Raw genomic sequence first — 16,427 nt, forward strand, 5'->3', positions numbered from 1 at the left:
CATGAGCGAGGCGGGCAAGCTGACCCATATAGACGCTGCCGGTGAGGCGCATATGGTCGATGTCGGCGACAAGGCCGAGACTGTCCGCGTCGCTGTCGCCGAGGGTTTCGTGAAGATGAAACCGGAAACGCTCGCCCTTATTCGCGACGGCAACGCCAAGAAGGGCGACGTCATCGGCACCGCCCGCCTGGCTGGCATCATGGCCGCCAAGCAGACCGCCAATCTCATTCCGCTCTGCCATCCGCTGATGCTGACCAAGGTTTCGGTCGACATCACCGAAGACATTGCCCTGCCCGGCCTGCGGGTGGAAGCCATGGTGAAACTATCAGGCAAGACCGGCGTGGAGATGGAAGCGCTGACCGCCGTCTCCATCACCTGCCTGACGATCTATGACATGGCCAAGGCCGCCGACAAGGCGATGGAAATCGTCAATATCCGCCTTCTCGAAAAGCGCGGCGGCAAGTCCGGTGATTTCAAGGCTGGCGATTTGCAGCGACAGGAGAGCTGAATGAAACCGCTGCTGCCCGTGGACGAGGCCACAAGGCGCCTTCTGGAGGCGGCGGTTCCCGTAACGGCAAACGAGACGCTGCCGCTTGCCGAATGCGATGGCCGCGTTCTCTCGGCCGATCTCGCGGCGCGTCTGACCCAGCCGCCCTTCGACGCCTCGGCAATGGACGGCTATGCGCTCCGCAGCGCCGATGCGCCTGAAATCGGCTCGGTTCTCACCGTCATCGGCCAGGCAGCCGCCGGCCATGCCTTTACAGCGACGGTGGGACAGGGCGAAGCCGTCCGCATCTTCACCGGCGCGCCGGTTCCCGCAGGGGCCGACACCATTCTCATTCAGGAAGACGCCGAAGTGCTGGAGGGCGGAAAAATCCGCACCACCTTCGAAGTCACCGCAGGGCGACATATTCGCCCGCGCGGTCAGGATTTCGCCGAGGGTGAAATCGTCCTGAAGGCGGGACACGAACTCGGTTTTACCGACCTCACGGTTGCGGCGGCAATGAACCACGCCACACTTCCCGTCTATCGCAGGCCGCGCGTCGCCATCCTCGCCACCGGCGACGAATTGCTGCCGCCGGGAAGCACGCCGTTGCCCGCCCAGATCATCGCTTCCAACACCTTCGGCGTCGCCGCCCTTGCCCGCAAGGCGGGTGCGGAGGTTCTCGATCTCGGCATCATCGCCGATGACGACGCCCTGATCCGCGCTGCCATCGGCAGGGCCGTGGCGGCAAATGCCGACGTGCTGGTGACGCTCGGCGGCGCATCGGTCGGCGACCATGATCTCGTTCAGGCGGCGTTGAAGGCCGAAGGCATGCAGCTTGATTTCTGGCGCATCGCCATGCGCCCGGGAAAGCCGCTGATGGTGGGCGCCATCGGCGCCATGCAGGTGCTGGGCCTGCCCGGAAACCCGGTCGCAAGTCTCGTTTGCAGCCTGCTGTTTCTTGAGCCCCTGATCCGCAGGATCGCCCGCCGCGCGCCCCTGCAGCGCGCCGCTACTGCCCGCACCGCAACGCCATTAAGGGCAAATGATCACCGTCAGGATTATCTGCGCGCCCGCTTCAGCACGGACGAAAACGGCGCATTGGTGGCGGAAGCCTATCAAAAGCAGGATTCATCCATGATGAAGATATTGGCCCATTCCGACGGCCTGATCGTGCGCCCGCCCCATGCTGTGGAGGCGGAAGCCGGGGCGGAATGCCCGGTGATAAGGCTTGGCGCCTGATACGCGCGCCGCGCGTCGGGATTTGCGGCAAACGGCTGCCAGCCTCTTAGCAACACTTGCCGAATGGTTGCCGCGCCGCTGCAAAACGGCCCTGCCACCTTCCGTCCGGCACCAGATCCTCAAATAAAACTGTAACATTCCTGTATCCTGAGACGTATGACAAAAAAAACCGCCTATAAGCGGAGTCATTACGAATTCAAAAGACACCTTCTGCATCCGCCATGGGAATATTTCCCCATATTGTTGTGCCAAAATAAATCACATGAATCCTGTTATTGGGATTGACAGAATAAATGCGATGCTGTCACCAAGACGAACAGTAGAGGGGAAAAATTCCGGAATTTCCAGAAAATGAGAATTACTTATAATTATCAATTAAATAAGATAAAAAACGGCGAAAATGGAATTTCCGGCAACAAAAATTAGTTTCCTATAAATTAAGCTTTCCAAAACGGGCTTCATAATAATAATCATAGTCGATAAGCAGACTCACTGGAGTTTCTTGATGAACACGGCATCCACGCCCAAAACCACGGGACCCGACATTGCCGGGCAGATTGCCTATGCCATGCGGAGCATGGGTGTTTCGCCGATCCCGCGCAATTACAGCCTGTTTTACGAAGCCTATATCGGCTCGAACCCGGCCCTGACGAAGGATTTGGCGGCACTTGGAAACCGCGTCACCCAGGAAGACCTGGACGAACTGTCCACGCGCTACGGTGAAGGCAATCCCGGACGGGCAATCGACGACGCGCATGAGAAGCTGCGGCGCGAACTGGAGGGCCTTCTTGGCACGCTGAGGCGCGAACAATCCTCCATCGAGAACTACAATCGGATTCTCGGCGAAACCCGCCAGCGCATCGACGACAAGAATGCCTCCAGCACCAATATTCTGAGGAATGCGATTTCATTGCTGGCCGAGGCGACCGGCTCGAAGATCATCGATGGCGAAAAGGCGTTCAACGACGTCAATCGCCATGCCGAGGAAATGCATCAGGTTCGCCTCGAGCTGGATGAATATAAGCGCATCGCCAATACCGACTCGCTGACCCGCCTTTCCAACCGGCGCGCTTTCGATGACAGGCTGGCCTCCGTTTATGACAGTTCCATCGGCCTGCAATATACCACGCTCGTCCTGCTCGATATCGACCATTTCAAGCGCATCAATGACACATTCGGCCACCCGGTCGGCGACAAGATTCTCGCCACCGTCGCGTCGGTCATCCGCGCCAATGTGCGCAAGGACGGTTTCGTCGCAAGAAGCGGCGGCGAGGAATTCGCCATCATTCTCGATGGCAATACGCCCGAGGAAGTCATGGTGATGTGCGAGCGCATTCGCCTGTCGCTGGAAAGCACGCCGTTCCGCAATTCCAGGTCAGGCGCGGACTATGGCACGGTGACGATCTCCATCGGCTTTGCCTCCGCCGCGCAGGCCAATAATCCAAGCGAGCTTTACGGCCACGCCGACACGGCGCTGTACCACGCCAAGGAAACCGGCAGAAACCGCTCCATCTTTTATGAAGACGGCATGCAGAAGAATTATACCGGCAAGAACTGGCTGATTTACCGGACGTAAGCCGGGTGGCATTTACCCCACGATCTCCTCCGTCATGCCGGACTTGATCCGGCATCCAGCTTCAGCGCGTCTGAGCCGTGAAAGACGCCTTCTCGCAATCAAGGACTTGATCGCACTGGACCCCGGATCTAGTCCGGGGTGACGGTGTGCGGATGCGTGGTTTCGCCAAGCGAATAGATGCTGCGGCGCTTTCCCGACGTTTTGATTGGGCCACCTAACCGAGCAGGTTCCCTTCACCACATCGTCTTCGCCGCCCGCGCCGCCCATTCCCTGTCATAGGTTTCCTGATCGAATTCCGCCTTTGCGGCTTTCAGCAGGACGCCGGGTGTGGGCAGCGATGCGGGTTCGACGAAATTGGCGGGGTTCCAGAGTTCGGAGCGCATGAGAGCCCTGGCGCACTGGAAATAAACCTCGTCGATCTCCACCACGATCACCGTGCGCGGATGTTTGCCGTCCATTTCGAAACTCTGCAGCAGATCGGCATCAACCGAAACCACGGCACGGCCGTTGACGCGCATCGTGGTATTCGAGCCGGGGATCAGAAACATCAGCGCCACACGTGGGTCGCGCACGATGTTCAGGAGCGAATCGACGCGGTTGTTGCCACGCCAGTCGGGCAGAAGCAGCGTCTTGTCGTCACCCACCCGCACCACACCGCCCTTATCGCCGCGCGGCGAACAGTCCATGCCTTCGGGCCCCACCGTCGCCAGCGCCAGAAAGGGCGATGCCTCGATCATCAGCCTGTATTCGGCCGTCAGCGAGCCGGTCACTTTGGCGATCGACGCTTCGCTTGTGCCATCATAGATGGCCTTCAATTCCTCAACCGTGCGAATGATCGTCATGTCGGCTCCAATCCCGTAAAACAACCTGCACCCCGCCAGACGGGGCTTAATCTTCCGCCGCCTCTGCCTTTTCCCGCTCCGCCCGCTCGCGCGCGGTACGGGCAGCAACGAGGTCGGCCGGCTGGGCATTGCCGCGGATCAGCGAACGACCCGCATAGATGCCGCCGACGACTTCCATTGCGAAACGCTCCTCGTCGCGGTCGCGGAATTCCTCGACCAGACGGGCCGCATCCTCGCGCTCCTCACCCATGGCGCCCAGCACTTCCTCGCTGAAATTCAGCGCCGATTCCAGCGTCTCGCGGATCTGGTAATCGACACCGGCCTTCAGAAGATCGATGGCGTGGCCGCGGTCATAGGCGCGGGCGAGAACCGGAACCAGCGGGAACTCGTGTTTGACGATCTCCGCGATCCGCACCGCCGCGTCCTTGTCATCAACGCAGATAAGCACGGCACGCGCCGTACTCGCACCGGCAGCATGCAGGATTTCCGCCCGCGAGCCATCGCCATAATAGACCTTGAAGCCGAATTCCGCCGCATCGCGCACGAAGTCGGCATCCTTGTCGATGAGCGACAGCGTGTAGCCCCGGGCCAGAAGCGGCTGGCTGACGATCTGCCCGAACCGCCCGAAGCCGATCAGGAGAATGCTGCCCTCGACATTTTCAGGCACGTCGAGATCGTCGGTATTGGGAACCGCTGCCGGCACCAGCCGGTCATGCAGAATGACCATCAGCGGCGTCAGCACCATGGAGATGATGATGGTCGCAGTCAGGATGGCGTTGGCTTCGCGATCCAGAATACCGGCACTGACGGCGGCCGAATAGAGCACGAAGGCGAATTCGCCGCCCTGCGCCATCAGCACCGCCCGCTCCAGACTTTCGCGCCGCGTGGTGCCGAGTGCACGTGCCACACCGTAGATCAGGAAGGCCTTGAGCAGCATGTAACCCGCGACGCTGACGACCACGAGCTGCCAGTTGGAAGCGATGACGGCAAGATCGATCGCCATGCCGACGCCAAGAAAGAACAGGCCGAGCAGAATGCCGCGAAACGGCTCGATATCCGCCTCAAGCTGATGGCGGAAGGAGGATTCGGACAGCAGCACGCCCGCCAGAAACGCGCCCATGGCCATGGAAAGACCGCTGACCTGCATCAGAAGCGCCGAACCGAGCACCACCAGCAGAGCCGCCGCCGTCATCACTTCGCGCGCACCGGAGGCCGCCAGCAGCCGGAAGAACGGGTTGAGAAGATAACGCCCGGCGAGAATGAGCGCCCCCACGGCCGCAAGCGCGATGCCCACCGAAATCCAGCGCTCCGAGGGTGTCACATGTTCACCGCCGGAACCGAGAAAGGCAACCAGCGCCAGCAGCGGCACGATGGCCAGATCCTCAAACAGCAGGATGGCGATGATGCGCTGACCTTTCAGGCTCGACATGCTGTTGCGTTCCTGCAGCATCTGCATGACGATCGCTGTGGAGGTCAGCACGAAGCCGGTGCCGGCGACGAAGGACATGATGACGGGAAAACCGAGACCGACACCGATCAATGTCAGGCCCGCCATACAGACCAGCACCTGCAACGCGCCGAGCCCGAAAATATCCTGACGCATCGACCAAAGCCGAGACGGCTGCATTTCAAGCCCGATGATGAACAGGAACATCACCACGCCGAGTTCGGCGATGTGGAGGATCGCCTGCGAATCGGAAAAGAAACCGAGACCGTAAGGCCCGATCACCAGGCCGGCGGCCAGATAACCCAGCACTGAGCCGAGGCCGATGCGTTTGAAGATCGGCGCAGCCACAACGCCCGCCGCCAAAAGCACGACCACCTGGGCCAGATCATTTCCGTTCGCTTCGACAGCCACACGCCACCCCGTTTAAATTGATAGGACGAGGGTGTTCCCTCGCCAGATTGCCCGAAAGCGCCAGAACCCTTCTTCGTCATGCCGGACTTGATCCGGCATCCAGCCACGGCGCGTCTGCTCCGTGAAAGACTCTCTCGCGATCAAGGACTTGGTCGCGCTGGACCCCGGATCAAGTCCGGGGTGACGGAGTGGGGATGCAACAACATCGCCAAACGCACCGGTTATTCAAATCCCCTGTCTGCATTCTCACGAGGGCGTCTCCCTCCATGTTTTATCGGGATAGCGGTTCCCTGCTCAAGCCCTTTTCAGCGAGCTCCCGTTCATAATCGGCAAACAGTGCGTCACCGGTCTCGCCAAGTTCCCTGAGGTATCTCCAGGTATAGATCCCGCTATCATGGCCGTCGTCGAAGACGATGCGAACCGCATAATTGCCGGTCGCGACCATCGAGCGGATGCCGACATTGCGCTTGCCGGGAACGGTGACCTTCTGCCCCGGCCCGTGGCCCTGCACTTCCGCCGAGGGCGAAAGCACCCGCAGCATCTCGGCGTCAAGCCGGTAGGCGCTGCCGTCATCGAAGGAAACGGTCAGTTGCCGCCGGTCTTTCGACACAAGCAGCTCAGTCGGCCAGGCATCACTCATTTTTCACTTCCGCAAGCTCGTCATATGCGTCAGAATTACGGACTTGCCTCACGATAGGCAAGCCACTACATCACCGTGTGTGCCAGGGGCATCGCGCAATGAGGATGGAGACGTGAACAGTTTCCCCGGATCGCTTGAAAGAGCGCAATCCCTGACGGAAAACAACGCACCGATGGTCGACCCCTTCGGTCGGGCGATAAGCTATCTGCGCGTTTCGGTGACCGACCGCTGCGATTTCCGCTGCACCTACTGCATGTCCGAACACATGACTTTCCTGCCGAAGAAGGACCTTCTGACACTGGAGGAACTCGACCGGCTCTGTTCCCTCTTCATCACAAGGGGCGTGCGCAAGCTCAGGCTTACCGGCGGCGAACCGCTGGTGCGCAAGAACATCATGTCGCTGGTGAGGAACCTCGGCCGCCATCTGCGCACCGGCGCGCTGGACGAACTGACGCTGACCACCAACGGCTCGCAGCTTGCCAAATTCGCCGCCGAACTTGCCGATTGCGGCGTCAGGCGCATCAACGTCTCGCTCGACACGCTGGATGCTGAAAAATTCCGGCAGATCACCCGCTGGGGCGATCTTGACCGTGTGATGGAAGGGCTGGACGCCGCAGAGGCCGCCGGCATCAAGATCAAGCTCAACGCCGTGGCTTTGAAGGATTTCAACGAGACGGAAATTGCCGAGCTCATGCGTTTCGCCCATGGTCGCGGCATGGATCTGACGGTCATCGAAACGATGCCGATGGGCGAGATCGAGGAAGACCGGACAGACCGTTATCTGCCGCTCTCCAAGCTGCGCGCCGATCTGGAGCAAAGCTTCACGCTCATCGACAGCGACTATCAGACCGGCGGCCCCGCCCGTTACGTCACGGTCAGGGAAACGGGCGGCAGGCTCGGTTTCATCACGCCGATGACGCATAATTTCTGCGAAAGCTGCAACCGCGTCCGCCTCACCTGCACCGGCACGCTTTATATGTGCCTCGGCCAGGATGATGCGGCCGACCTGCGCACCGCGCTGCGCGCTTCCGACAGCGACGCCTATCTTTCCAGCGCCATAGACGAGGCCATTCTGCGCAAGCCGAAGGGTCATGATTTCATCATCGACCGCACGCATAAGCGCCCCGCCGTCGCCCGCCATATGAGCGTGACCGGCGGCTGAGCCTGTTTCTCCTTCCCCCCACCCATATAAGCGGTTGAATTACCGGCCTCACCGTGTCACGTCTCTTGGCATGGAGGAATGCGCAGTTGCGCCCGGCGGGCAGCCCTTGAGAGGCAATCGGGGCAAGATTGCGCATGGTCTGGGATCATATGGAATGGCATTGACGGATAATACGCGCGGCGCCCTCTTGATGGCGCTCGCCATGGCAAGCTTCACGGCCAACGACGCGCTGACGAAATCCGTCACCCCCTACATCAACACCGGCCAGATCATGTTCGTCCGCGGCATCATGACGGTGGTGCTGATCTACATCGCTGCACGGCATTTCGGCGCGCTCCGGCCCCTGAAAACCCTGCTCCGGCCCATCATCATCCTGCGCTGTCTCTGCGAAGTGACAGCGGCCGTTCTCTATCTGACGGCGCTCGGCCTCATCGAATTTTCCAACGCTTCGGCCATATTGCAGTCCCTGCCGCTGATCGTGACGCTGGGTGCTGCACTTTTCCTGCGTGAACCGGTCGGCTGGCGGCGCTGGGCGGCAATCATCACCGGTTTCATCGGCGTGCTCATCATCATCAGGCCCGGACCGGAAGGCTTCACGTCAGGCGCCCTGCTGGTCGTCGCCTCGCTGGCGGTTACCGCCGCACGCGATCTTCTGACCCGGAAAATGTATGCCGATGTGCCCTCGCTCGCCATCACCGTTATTACCGCCTTCGTCAACATGGCGGTGGGTGGCCTGCTGATTGCGCCTTTCGGCGGCTGGCAGCCGATGAACTTCATGATCCTGTCGCATCTTGCCGGGTCCGCCATTCTGGTGCTGGTCGGCTATCAGGCGATCATTCTGGCAATGCGAACCGGCGAAATCTCCTTCGTCGCGCCGTTCCGTTACACCAGCCTGCTCTGGGGTTTCATGATCGGCGTGTTCTTCTTCAATGAAAAGATCGACAGTTTCACCATCGTCGGCGCCATGATCGTCATCGGTTCGGGTCTCTACACCTTCTACCGCGAAAGCCTGCGCAAGCGTTCGCAGATGGCCAAGCGCGCGGCCGCAACGCCCACGGCCGCAACCACGGTGCGGCCGGCTTCCGTAACGAAAACTGCCGTTACGGAAGAGGCGGGAGAGTGACATGAACAGCGGCCGTTTTCTTGACCGGACCACCCCACCCCACATCATCACGCTGGTCGTCACCGCCGGCGTCGCAGCGCTGTGCATGAATGTGTTTCTGCCCTCGCTTGCAGCCATGGCGCTTTATTTCGAGGTCGATTACGCGGTCATGCAATTTGCCGTATCCGGCTATCTCGCCGCCACCGCCTGCCTGCAGCTCATCATCGGCCCGCTATCCGATCTATTCGGACGCCGCCCTGTCATGCTCGCCAGCATCGCGATCATGATCGTCGCCACGCTCGTCTGCATGCTGGCGCCCAATATTACCGTCTTCATGATCGGGCGCGTGGCACAGGCGGCCGTCGTTTCCGGTTTCGTGCTCGCCCGGGCAATCGTGCGCGACATGGTGCCGATGGAACAGGCCGCCTCGATGATCGGTTATGTCACCATGGGCATGTCGGTGGTGCCGATGGTCGGCCCGACGGTTGGCGGCCTGCTCAACGACATTTCCGGCTGGCAGTCGAGCTTCGCGCTGCTCGCCCTCCTCGGCGTCGGCATTCTGGCGCTCGCCTGGCTTGATCTCGGCGAAACCAACCACAATAGATCGGCAAGCTTTTCGCAGCAGTTCCATGCCTGGCCCGAGCTTCTGCGCTCGCCGCTGTTCTGGGGTTATGCGCTGACCTCGACCTTCTCGTCCGGCATGTTCTTTTCCTTCCTCGGCGGCGCGCCCTTCGTCGGCAGCGTGCTTTATGGCCTTGCCCCGGCCATGCTCGGCCTGCAATTCTTCTTCATGGCCAGCGGTTACATGCTCGGCAATTTCGTCTCCGGCCGTTATGCCAGCCAGATCGGCATCACCCGCATGATGTTGTCGGGCAATGTCATCGCCATTGCCGGTATCGTCACGGCCATTGTGCTGATCTCCACAGGTTCGGAAAGCCCCTATGCGTTTTTCGTGCCGCTCGCCCTCATCGGTGTCGGAAACGGTGTTACCCTGCCGAGCGCCAATGCCGGCATGGTCAGCGTCCAGCCGCATCTGGCTGGCTCCGCCTCCGGTCTCGGCGGCGCCATGACCATTGGCGGCGGCGCTGTGCTTTCGGTACTCGCCTCCTCGGTCCTGTCCAGGGAGGACGGAACGTGGCCGCTCCTTATCGTGATGCTGGCGACCGGCCTTGTCGCCCTCCTCACCACCTATATCGTAAGGCTGCAGGAGAAGCGGCAATGACGGCCCCTTCCAGAATACCCGGTCTCGTGCTCGCCGGCGGCCTGTCGCGGCGCATGGGCACCAACAAGGCGATGGTGATGCTGGGCGAAACACCGCTGCTTTCCCACGTCGTGCGCCGCATCACCCCACAGGTCTGCGATATCACCATCAATGCGGCAAATGGCTGGGCCGAAAGCTTCGGCCTGCCCGTGCTGCCAGACACCGTAAGCGGCCATGCCGGACCGCTGGCCGGCGTTCTCGCCGGCATGCGCCATTTCCAAAAGCACGAAGCCGGAGGAAGCCATTTCCTGACGGTGCCCGCCGACAGCCCTTTTTTCCCCGATGATCTCGTGGCCCGCCTTTGCGAACACATATCGGACAATGCGATCGTCATCGCCGCCTCCAGCGGCCAGCTTCATCCGGTTTTCGCGCTCTGGCCCGTGGCGCTTGCCGATGATCTGGAAGATTGGCTGAAAAACGATGCGAACCGGCGGATCCGCGCCTATCTGGCACGACACGTCACCATCGGCATTGCCTTTCCGCCGCTGGAAACCGCAAAGGGCAGCCTCGACCCTTTCTTCAACATCAACACGCCGGATGAACTGGCCCTGGCGCGGAGCCATCTGGAGAGCCTCGCGACATGACGGCACAAAAGGTCTTCGGCATTGCCGGCTGGAAAAACTCGGGCAAGACCGGCCTTGCGGTGCGCATCGTCACCGAGCTGACGGCCCGGGGCTACCGCGTCTCAACCATCAAGCACGCCCATCATGATTTCGATATCGACAAGGTCGGCGCCGATAGCTGGCGTCACCGGCAGGCGGGCGCCCACGAGGTCACCATCGTCTCCGGCACCCGCTTCGCCATCATGCATGAGTTGCGCGGCGAACCGGAACCCTCCTTCGAGGACATCCTCTCCCGCCTCGCCCCCTGCGATCTCGTGCTGATCGAGGGTTACAAATACGAGCCGGTGCCGAAGATCGAAGCGCGCCGGCTGGAGGCGGCGAAAACCGAACCGCTAGCGCCGCTCGATCCGCATATCATCGCCATTGCCGCCGATCATGAGGTGACGGGCACCGCCCTTCCCGTCTTCGATCTCGACGATACGGGCGCGATTGCCGACTTCATCGAGAGGACGGTGGGGCTGGTGAGAGTAAACCAAGGATAGCGTTTTAGGCGCTTCGGATGCATCCCCACATCCGTCATACCGGCCTTGAGCCGGTATCCAGCGAGCCCAAGTCCTTGGGCTGAAAGGACTCCTCTCGCCGCGCAGACGCGCGTCGGCTGGATGCCGGATCAAGTCCGGCATGACGGAGGAGAAGTGGCATGAAGCCGACGTAAGCTCCCACGATCCCTCACCCCAAAAATGAAAAAGCCGGGCTCTAGACCCGGCTTCGTCAATCCTTGAGACGCAATACCTATTCAAGGAAACTGGAGGGGTTCACCGGCGTCGCATCCTTGCGAACTTCGAAGTGAACCTGAGGACGCTTGGCGCTGCCCGTCATGCCCGATGTAGCGATCGTCTGGCCGCGCTGTACTTTCTGGCCACGCTGCACGTCGAGATTGGCGGCGTTGCCGTAAACCGTGACCTTGCCGTCGTCGTGGCGCACCAGAACCGTGTTGCCGAGCTGCTTCAGGCCGTTGCCCGCATAAATGACCACGCCGTTTTCAGCGGCCTTGATCGGCGTGCCCTCGGGAACCGAGATGTTGATGCCATCGTTGCGGCTGCCTTCGACATTGTCGCCGAAATTATTGATGACAGCGCCGCGAACCGGCCAGCGATATTTGCCGATGCCCGTGGATTCCGGTGCAACGGAAGCCATGTCGGACTTCTTCTCGATATCGCTGACGCTCGCCGTGGCGGCGGGCGCCGACGGTGCGGTCGCGGCAGCAGCAGCAGCAGGCGCCTTGTAGGGCTCCGGCTTGGCGGATGCGGTTTCGACCGCCTTGGCCGCTTCCTTGGCGGGAACGGAGGCCGTCTTGATGCCGTCGGTGCCGGCGCCCGGCATGGCAAGCGTCTGGCCGACACGGATGCTCTCGTTGGAAATGCCGTTGGCGGCTTTCAGTGCGGCAACCGATACGCCGTTTTCACGGGCGATTTTCGCCAGGCTGTCACCCGGCTGAACCTTGTAGCCACCGCTTGGCGGCAAGGGCTTGCCACCGGGCGGCGTGAGCTTGCCGGCATCAGAGGAAACCTTGTCACGGGCCGCAGCCTGCGACGGCAGCACGGCCACATTCCCCTCGGGGCTGCGCAGCGGTGTCGGCTGATCTCCATTGCGGTCGAGCGCGATGTTGCCGGCCGCATCCTTGGCGGCGTTGCGAACCTGACCGAATTTCGGAATGAGGATAGACTGGCCGGCCTGCGCCGAAGAGGCTGTCTTCAGACCATTGACCCGCAGCAGTTCCTTTTCAGGAACGCCGTAGCGGTTGGAAAGGGTCGTGATGCTTTCACCGGGACGCAGCGTCACCGAGGAAGCGCCATCCGTATGCCAGCCATTCTTGTCGGAGCGGACGGTTGCGGTGGTGAGATTGTCGGCGACGGGAACGGCGGCCTGCTGCGCTGGCGCTGCGGGAGACGGCGCGGCCTGTCGCTGTGCGGATGGGAAGGGCTGGGCCATGGCTTCGTTGCGCGTCGCCGGATCGCGGCTCGCCACCGCCGTCGGCGCCGACAGTTCGGAGCGCTGAACCGGAGAGGCGGAGGCCGAGCGGGCCGTGGAAGGCTGCACGTTGCCGCCATAACCGCCGGACTGCGGATAGGAGTTGCCAGCCATGTTCTGGTTGGCATAACCGCCCTGCGGCGCGGCAGAGGCGTAACCGCCATTCATGTCGCCCTGCGGAACAGGAGCCTGCCCGTAAGCACCGCCACCCTGCCGGGTTGGAATTGACGCCGTCGTCATCTGATCCGGTCCACTGGAAAAGAGGCCGCTGAACCGCGTTGCATCCGAGCTACAGCCCGTTGCGACGCTTGCCAGCAATGCCGCTGCGAACATTTTTGCGACTGATTTTCCGATTTTAGACGAATGTCTCATACGCATGACTCGATCTACACTGACGCCAACCCGCCGCATCGACATGCGATCCGGCACAAACTTCACTTCTTGCAAGGCCCATTTCCCGAGGTGGGGAAAACCATGCGTCGATGTTTATGATTAAAGCGCGTTAGTGTTACCACGCCGTTAAAACGTTAAGCCGTTTGGCGCTTTTTTGACACTTCGATAACCATGACGAAAACGATGCGCGTCATGACTGGACAATAATAATAATGAAAATCAAACAGTTGTGGTAATTTAGAACTTTCGAAGACAAAAATGGAACGTCTTCAAAATTTTCATTTTGTTACAAATGACGCGCAATATGGGTGCTGAGCGGCAGATAGGGCGCTTCGAACAGCTCTTCCTTTTCGAAGCGGCTGCCGGTCTTGGAAAAGCGCGTCATCACGCAGCGATCATCGTCAAGGATGATCGGCGCGATCATCATGCCGCCGGAGACGATCTGTTCGGCAAAAAAGCGGGGCATGGTGGTAAAGGCCGCCGTGGAGACGATGCGGTCGAAGGTGCCCTCGCCCACAAGCCCATTGCTGCCATCCGCCTGGCGGATCACGACATTGCGGATGGAAAGATCATCCAGACAGTTCTGCGCCTGCTGCACCAGCGTCCTGTAACGCTCCAGCGAAAAGACGCGCTCCACCCGCCGCGCGATGATCGCCGTCATGAAACCGCTGCCGGTGCCGATTTCCAGCACGCGCTGGCCCGGCTTCAATTGCAGGCGGGCAAGGATTTTCACAGCCATGTCGGCGCCTTCCATGAAGGCGCCGCAGTCGATCGGGATCGTCCGGCTGGAATAGGCATCGGCCGCAAATTGCGGCGGCACGAATTTGGAGCGCGGCGTCTGCTCCACCGCCGTCAAAAGGTCGAGGTCGGAAATCCCCTCACCTCTCAGCCGGAGAACGAGAGCGGCAAAACCTTCCTTTTCGACCATGGCAGATTTCAATCGGCGACTCCGAATCCAAGCGCTTGCGCAACCCGATCCTTGACCGTGTAATCCGTCAGGTCAAGCTTTAGCGGCGTGACCGAAATTTTGCCGTGCTTCAGGGCGTGGATATCCGTGCCTTCGCGGAAGGTGCCGAGACGCTCGCCGAAACGCAGCCAGTAATAGGGGAAACCACGGCCGTCCTGGCGTTCTTCCACCGTCAGGCCGAAATCGAGCTTGCCCTGCCCGGTCACGGACACGCCCTGCACATCCTTGGGCGCACAATTGGGGAAATTGAGATTGAGGAAGGTGCCATCAGGCAGATCGACATTCATCAGCTTGCGCAGCAGGTCCGGGGCATAGGTCTCGGCGACCTCCCACGGCACGACACGGCCTTCGGCATGGCTGAAGGCCTGGCTGAGCGCAAAGGACCGCACGCCCTGCAGCGTGCCTTCGATGGCGCCGGCAATCGTGCCGGAATAGGTCACGTCATCGGCCATGTTGGCGCCGGCATTAACACCTGACAGCACGAGGTCGGGCTTCTCAGGCAGAACTTCGCGAATGCCCATGATGACGCAATCGGTCGGTGTGCCGCGCAGCGCATAATGCTTGTCGGAAACTTTTCGCAGGCGTAGCGGTTCGGAAAGCGTGAGCGAATGAGCAAGACCGCTCTGATCGGTCTCGGGCGCGACGATCCAGACATCGTCGGACAGCGTGCGGGCGATACGCTCCAGCACGGCCAGACCCTCGGCGTGAATACCGTCGTCATTCGTCAGCAAAATCCGCATGTTCATCTCTCCACTGCTACGCCCTTTGGAAAGGACTGATATTGTCTCTCATGGACGCATCCCCATGACCGTCATGCTGGACTTGATCCGGCATCCAGCCGACGCGCGTCTGCGCGGCGGGAAAAACCTCTTCAGCCCAAGGACTTGGGCTGGCTGGATTCCGGCTCAAGGCCGGAATGACAGAGGCGTCTTCAGGAGCCTGACAATCAGGCCGCCTTCTCGATGCGCGTCAGACCGCCCATATAGGGCAGCAGCACCTCTGGAATTGTGACGGAACCATCCTCATTGAGATAATTTTCCAGAACCGCGATCAGGCAGCGGCCGACAGCCGTGCCGGAGCCGTTCAGCGTGTGCACGAACTTCGTGGCCTTGTCGTCCTTGCCGCGATAACGGGCATTCATGCGCCGCGCCTGGAAATCGCCGCAGACTGAGCAGGACGAGATTTCGCGATAGGTGTTCTGGCCCGGCAGCCACACTTCCAGATCGTAGGTCTTGCGCGCACCAAAGCCCATATCGCCCGTGCATAGCGTCATGGTGCGGAAATGCAGGCCGAGACGCTTCAGCACCTCTTCGGCGCAGGCCGTCATGCGCTCATGCTCGGCGACAGCACTTTCCGCATCGGTAATGGAGACAAGCTCGCACTTCCAGAACTGGTGCTGGCGCAGCATGCCGCGCGTATCGCGGCCAGCCGAGCCCGCTTCCGAACGGAAGGACGGGGTAAGCGCGGTGAAGCGCAGCGGCAGTTTTTCCTGCTCGAGGATTTCACCCGAAACGAGGTTGGTCAGCGTCACTTCCGCCGTCGGAATCAGCCAGCGGCCATCGGTGGTCTTGAACAGGTCCTCGGAGAATTTCGGCAATTGCCCCGTCCCGAACATCGCCTCGTCACGCACCATCAGCGGCGAGGAGACTTCCGTATAGCCATGTTCCGAGGTGTGCAGATCGATCATGAACTGGCCGAGCGCCCGTTCCAGACGCGCCAGCTGGCTCGTCAAAACGGTGAAGCGCGAGCCGGAAAGCTTGGCCGCCCGCTCGAAATCCATGTAGCCGAGCGCCTCGCCGATCTCGAAATGCTCCTTGGCCTCATGGTTCCAGCCGGGCTTCTGGCCGACCACGCGGGCCACCACATTGTCGTGTTCGTCCTTGCCATCAGGCACATCGTCGAAGGGCATGTTCGGCAGGCGCGACAGGGCGTCGTTCAGCTCGGCGGTGACCTGGCGGTCCTCCTCCTCGGCGCGCGGCATGTTTTCCTTGATGTCAGCGACTTCGGCCTTGAGCTTTTCCGCAAGCTCCATGTTCTTCTGCGCCATGGCGGCGCCGATTTCCTTGGAGGCGGCATTGCGGCGGGACTGCATGTCCTGGAGGGACTGGATGACGGAACGGCGCTTTTCATCGAGAGCGATCAGGCCGCTGGCGGCAGGTTCGGCGCCGCGGCGTGCAAGAGCCGCATCAAAGGCTTCGGGGTTTTCGCGTATCCATTTAATGTCGTGCATCGTCGTTCCAGACTGTTGTTGGCCGCCCGTGCTTTATCAGCAAAACGCCGGGCGAAGGGCCCGGCGCGAGGAAATT

Annotated in this window: 15 protein-coding genes; 8 read left to right on the top strand and 7 right to left on the bottom strand. The window is 61.0% G+C overall.

Annotated features, from left to right (window positions below; genetic code table 11):
• The first annotated feature begins 1 nt into the window (after position 1).
• The 3 genes from moaC (at position 2) to AC1ROR_RS05775 (ending at position 3,302) form a co-directional block, all read left to right on the top strand.
• Entirely contained in the window at positions 2-508 is a 507-nt protein-coding gene (gene moaC, locus AC1ROR_RS05765) for a cyclic pyranopterin monophosphate synthase MoaC (protein WP_498588849.1), read from the top strand.
• Positions 509-1,726 carry a molybdopterin molybdotransferase MoeA gene (locus AC1ROR_RS05770; protein ID WP_498588850.1) on the top strand — a complete coding sequence of 406 codons (1,218 nt, stop codon included), beginning with the start codon at positions 509-511 and terminating at the stop codon, positions 1,724-1,726.
• A 505-nt stretch (positions 1,727-2,231) separates the two neighbouring features.
• Entirely contained in the window at positions 2,232-3,302 is a 1,071-nt protein-coding gene (locus AC1ROR_RS05775) for a GGDEF domain-containing protein (protein WP_035223117.1), read from the top strand.
• A 233-nt stretch (positions 3,303-3,535) separates the two neighbouring features.
• On the opposite strand, the gene AC1ROR_RS05780 is transcribed toward AC1ROR_RS05775, so the two are convergent.
• The 3 genes from AC1ROR_RS05780 to AC1ROR_RS05790 form a co-directional block, all read right to left on the bottom strand.
• Positions 3,536-4,144: a pyridoxamine 5'-phosphate oxidase family protein gene (locus AC1ROR_RS05780; protein WP_035223116.1), complete on the bottom strand. Its 609-nt coding sequence runs from the start codon at positions 4,142-4,144 to the stop codon at positions 3,536-3,538.
• A gap of 46 nt (positions 4,145-4,190) precedes the next feature.
• A complete protein-coding gene (locus tag AC1ROR_RS05785; protein ID WP_035223115.1) occupies positions 4,191-6,002 on the bottom strand; it encodes a monovalent cation:proton antiporter-2 (CPA2) family protein in 1,812 nt (603 codons plus the stop codon).
• 271 nt (positions 6,003-6,273) lie between these two features.
• On the bottom strand, positions 6,274-6,642 hold the full coding sequence (locus tag AC1ROR_RS05790; protein ID WP_035223114.1) for a gamma-butyrobetaine hydroxylase family protein: 369 nt from the start codon (positions 6,640-6,642) through the stop codon (positions 6,274-6,276).
• Positions 6,643-6,754: 112 nt separating this feature from the next.
• Here AC1ROR_RS05790 and moaA point away from each other — a divergent pair, with 112 nt between their 5' ends.
• The 5 genes from moaA to mobB all read left to right on the top strand — a co-directional run bounded on the left by moaA (position 6,755) and on the right by mobB (position 11,272).
• Positions 6,755-7,804, top strand: a complete 1,050-nt coding sequence (gene moaA / locus AC1ROR_RS05795) for a GTP 3',8-cyclase MoaA (RefSeq protein ID WP_498588851.1) — start codon at positions 6,755-6,757, stop codon at positions 7,802-7,804.
• Positions 7,805-7,958: 154 nt separating this feature from the next.
• Positions 7,959-8,927, top strand: coding sequence for a DMT family transporter (locus tag AC1ROR_RS05800; RefSeq protein WP_035223112.1), 969 nt, complete (start codon positions 7,959-7,961; stop codon positions 8,925-8,927).
• Between the two features lies 1 nt (position 8,928).
• Entirely contained in the window at positions 8,929-10,128 is a 1,200-nt protein-coding gene (locus tag AC1ROR_RS05805; RefSeq protein WP_498588852.1) for a multidrug effflux MFS transporter, read from the top strand.
• Positions 10,125-10,751: a molybdenum cofactor guanylyltransferase MobA gene (gene mobA / locus AC1ROR_RS05810; RefSeq protein ID WP_498588853.1), complete on the top strand. Its 627-nt coding sequence runs from the start codon at positions 10,125-10,127 to the stop codon at positions 10,749-10,751. Before AC1ROR_RS05805 ends, mobA begins: the two co-directional genes overlap by 4 nt.
• Positions 10,748-11,272: a molybdopterin-guanine dinucleotide biosynthesis protein B gene (mobB, locus tag AC1ROR_RS05815; RefSeq protein WP_498588854.1), complete on the top strand. Its 525-nt coding sequence runs from the start codon at positions 10,748-10,750 to the stop codon at positions 11,270-11,272. Before mobA ends, mobB begins: the two co-directional genes overlap by 4 nt.
• Positions 11,273-11,522: 250 nt before the next feature.
• Here the strand turns inward: mobB and AC1ROR_RS05820 are convergent, their stop codons facing one another.
• The 4 genes from AC1ROR_RS05820 to serS form a co-directional block, all read right to left on the bottom strand.
• Positions 11,523-13,094: a peptidoglycan DD-metalloendopeptidase family protein gene (locus AC1ROR_RS05820; protein WP_498588855.1), complete on the bottom strand. Its 1,572-nt coding sequence runs from the start codon at positions 13,092-13,094 to the stop codon at positions 11,523-11,525.
• A gap of 346 nt (positions 13,095-13,440) precedes the next feature.
• Positions 13,441-14,094: a protein-L-isoaspartate(D-aspartate) O-methyltransferase gene (locus AC1ROR_RS05825; protein WP_191856382.1), complete on the bottom strand. Its 654-nt coding sequence runs from the start codon at positions 14,092-14,094 to the stop codon at positions 13,441-13,443.
• A complete protein-coding gene (gene surE, locus AC1ROR_RS05830; RefSeq protein ID WP_080834647.1) occupies positions 14,091-14,861 on the bottom strand; it encodes a 5'/3'-nucleotidase SurE in 771 nt (256 codons plus the stop codon). Before surE ends, AC1ROR_RS05825 begins: the two co-directional genes overlap by 4 nt.
• 206 nt (positions 14,862-15,067) lie before the next feature.
• Positions 15,068-16,351 (bottom strand): serine--tRNA ligase, encoded by a 1,284-nt coding sequence (serS, locus tag AC1ROR_RS05835; protein ID WP_498588856.1) that lies wholly within the window; start codon positions 16,349-16,351, stop codon positions 15,068-15,070.
• Positions 16,352-16,427: the final 76 nt, after the last annotated feature.

It is taken from the genome of Agrobacterium sp. GW821-FHT14E08, assembly GCF_058803865.1.

Coding starts and splice junctions, on each gene's coding strand:
- AC1ROR_RS05775 (WP_035223117.1), top strand. CDS start 2,232: ATGAACACGGCATCCACGCCCAAAACCACGGGACCCGACATTGCCGGG.
- AC1ROR_RS05790 (WP_035223114.1), bottom strand. CDS start 6,642: ATGAGTGATGCCTGGCCGACTGAGCTGCTTGTGTCGAAAGACCGGCGG.
- serS (WP_498588856.1), bottom strand. CDS start 16,351: ATGCACGACATTAAATGGATACGCGAAAACCCCGAAGCCTTTGATGCG.
- mobA (WP_498588853.1), top strand. CDS start 10,125: ATGACGGCCCCTTCCAGAATACCCGGTCTCGTGCTCGCCGGCGGCCTG.
- mobB (WP_498588854.1), top strand. CDS start 10,748: ATGACGGCACAAAAGGTCTTCGGCATTGCCGGCTGGAAAAACTCGGGC.
- moaC (WP_498588849.1), top strand. CDS start 2: ATGAGCGAGGCGGGCAAGCTGACCCATATAGACGCTGCCGGTGAGGCG.
- AC1ROR_RS05780 (WP_035223116.1), bottom strand. CDS start 4,144: ATGACGATCATTCGCACGGTTGAGGAATTGAAGGCCATCTATGATGGC.
- AC1ROR_RS05805 (WP_498588852.1), top strand. CDS start 8,929: ATGAACAGCGGCCGTTTTCTTGACCGGACCACCCCACCCCACATCATC.
- AC1ROR_RS05770 (WP_498588850.1), top strand. CDS start 509: ATGAAACCGCTGCTGCCCGTGGACGAGGCCACAAGGCGCCTTCTGGAG.
- surE (WP_080834647.1), bottom strand. CDS start 14,861: ATGCGGATTTTGCTGACGAATGACGACGGTATTCACGCCGAGGGTCTG.
- AC1ROR_RS05820 (WP_498588855.1), bottom strand. CDS start 13,094: ATGTTCGCAGCGGCATTGCTGGCAAGCGTCGCAACGGGCTGTAGCTCG.
- AC1ROR_RS05800 (WP_035223112.1), top strand. CDS start 7,959: ATGGCATTGACGGATAATACGCGCGGCGCCCTCTTGATGGCGCTCGCC.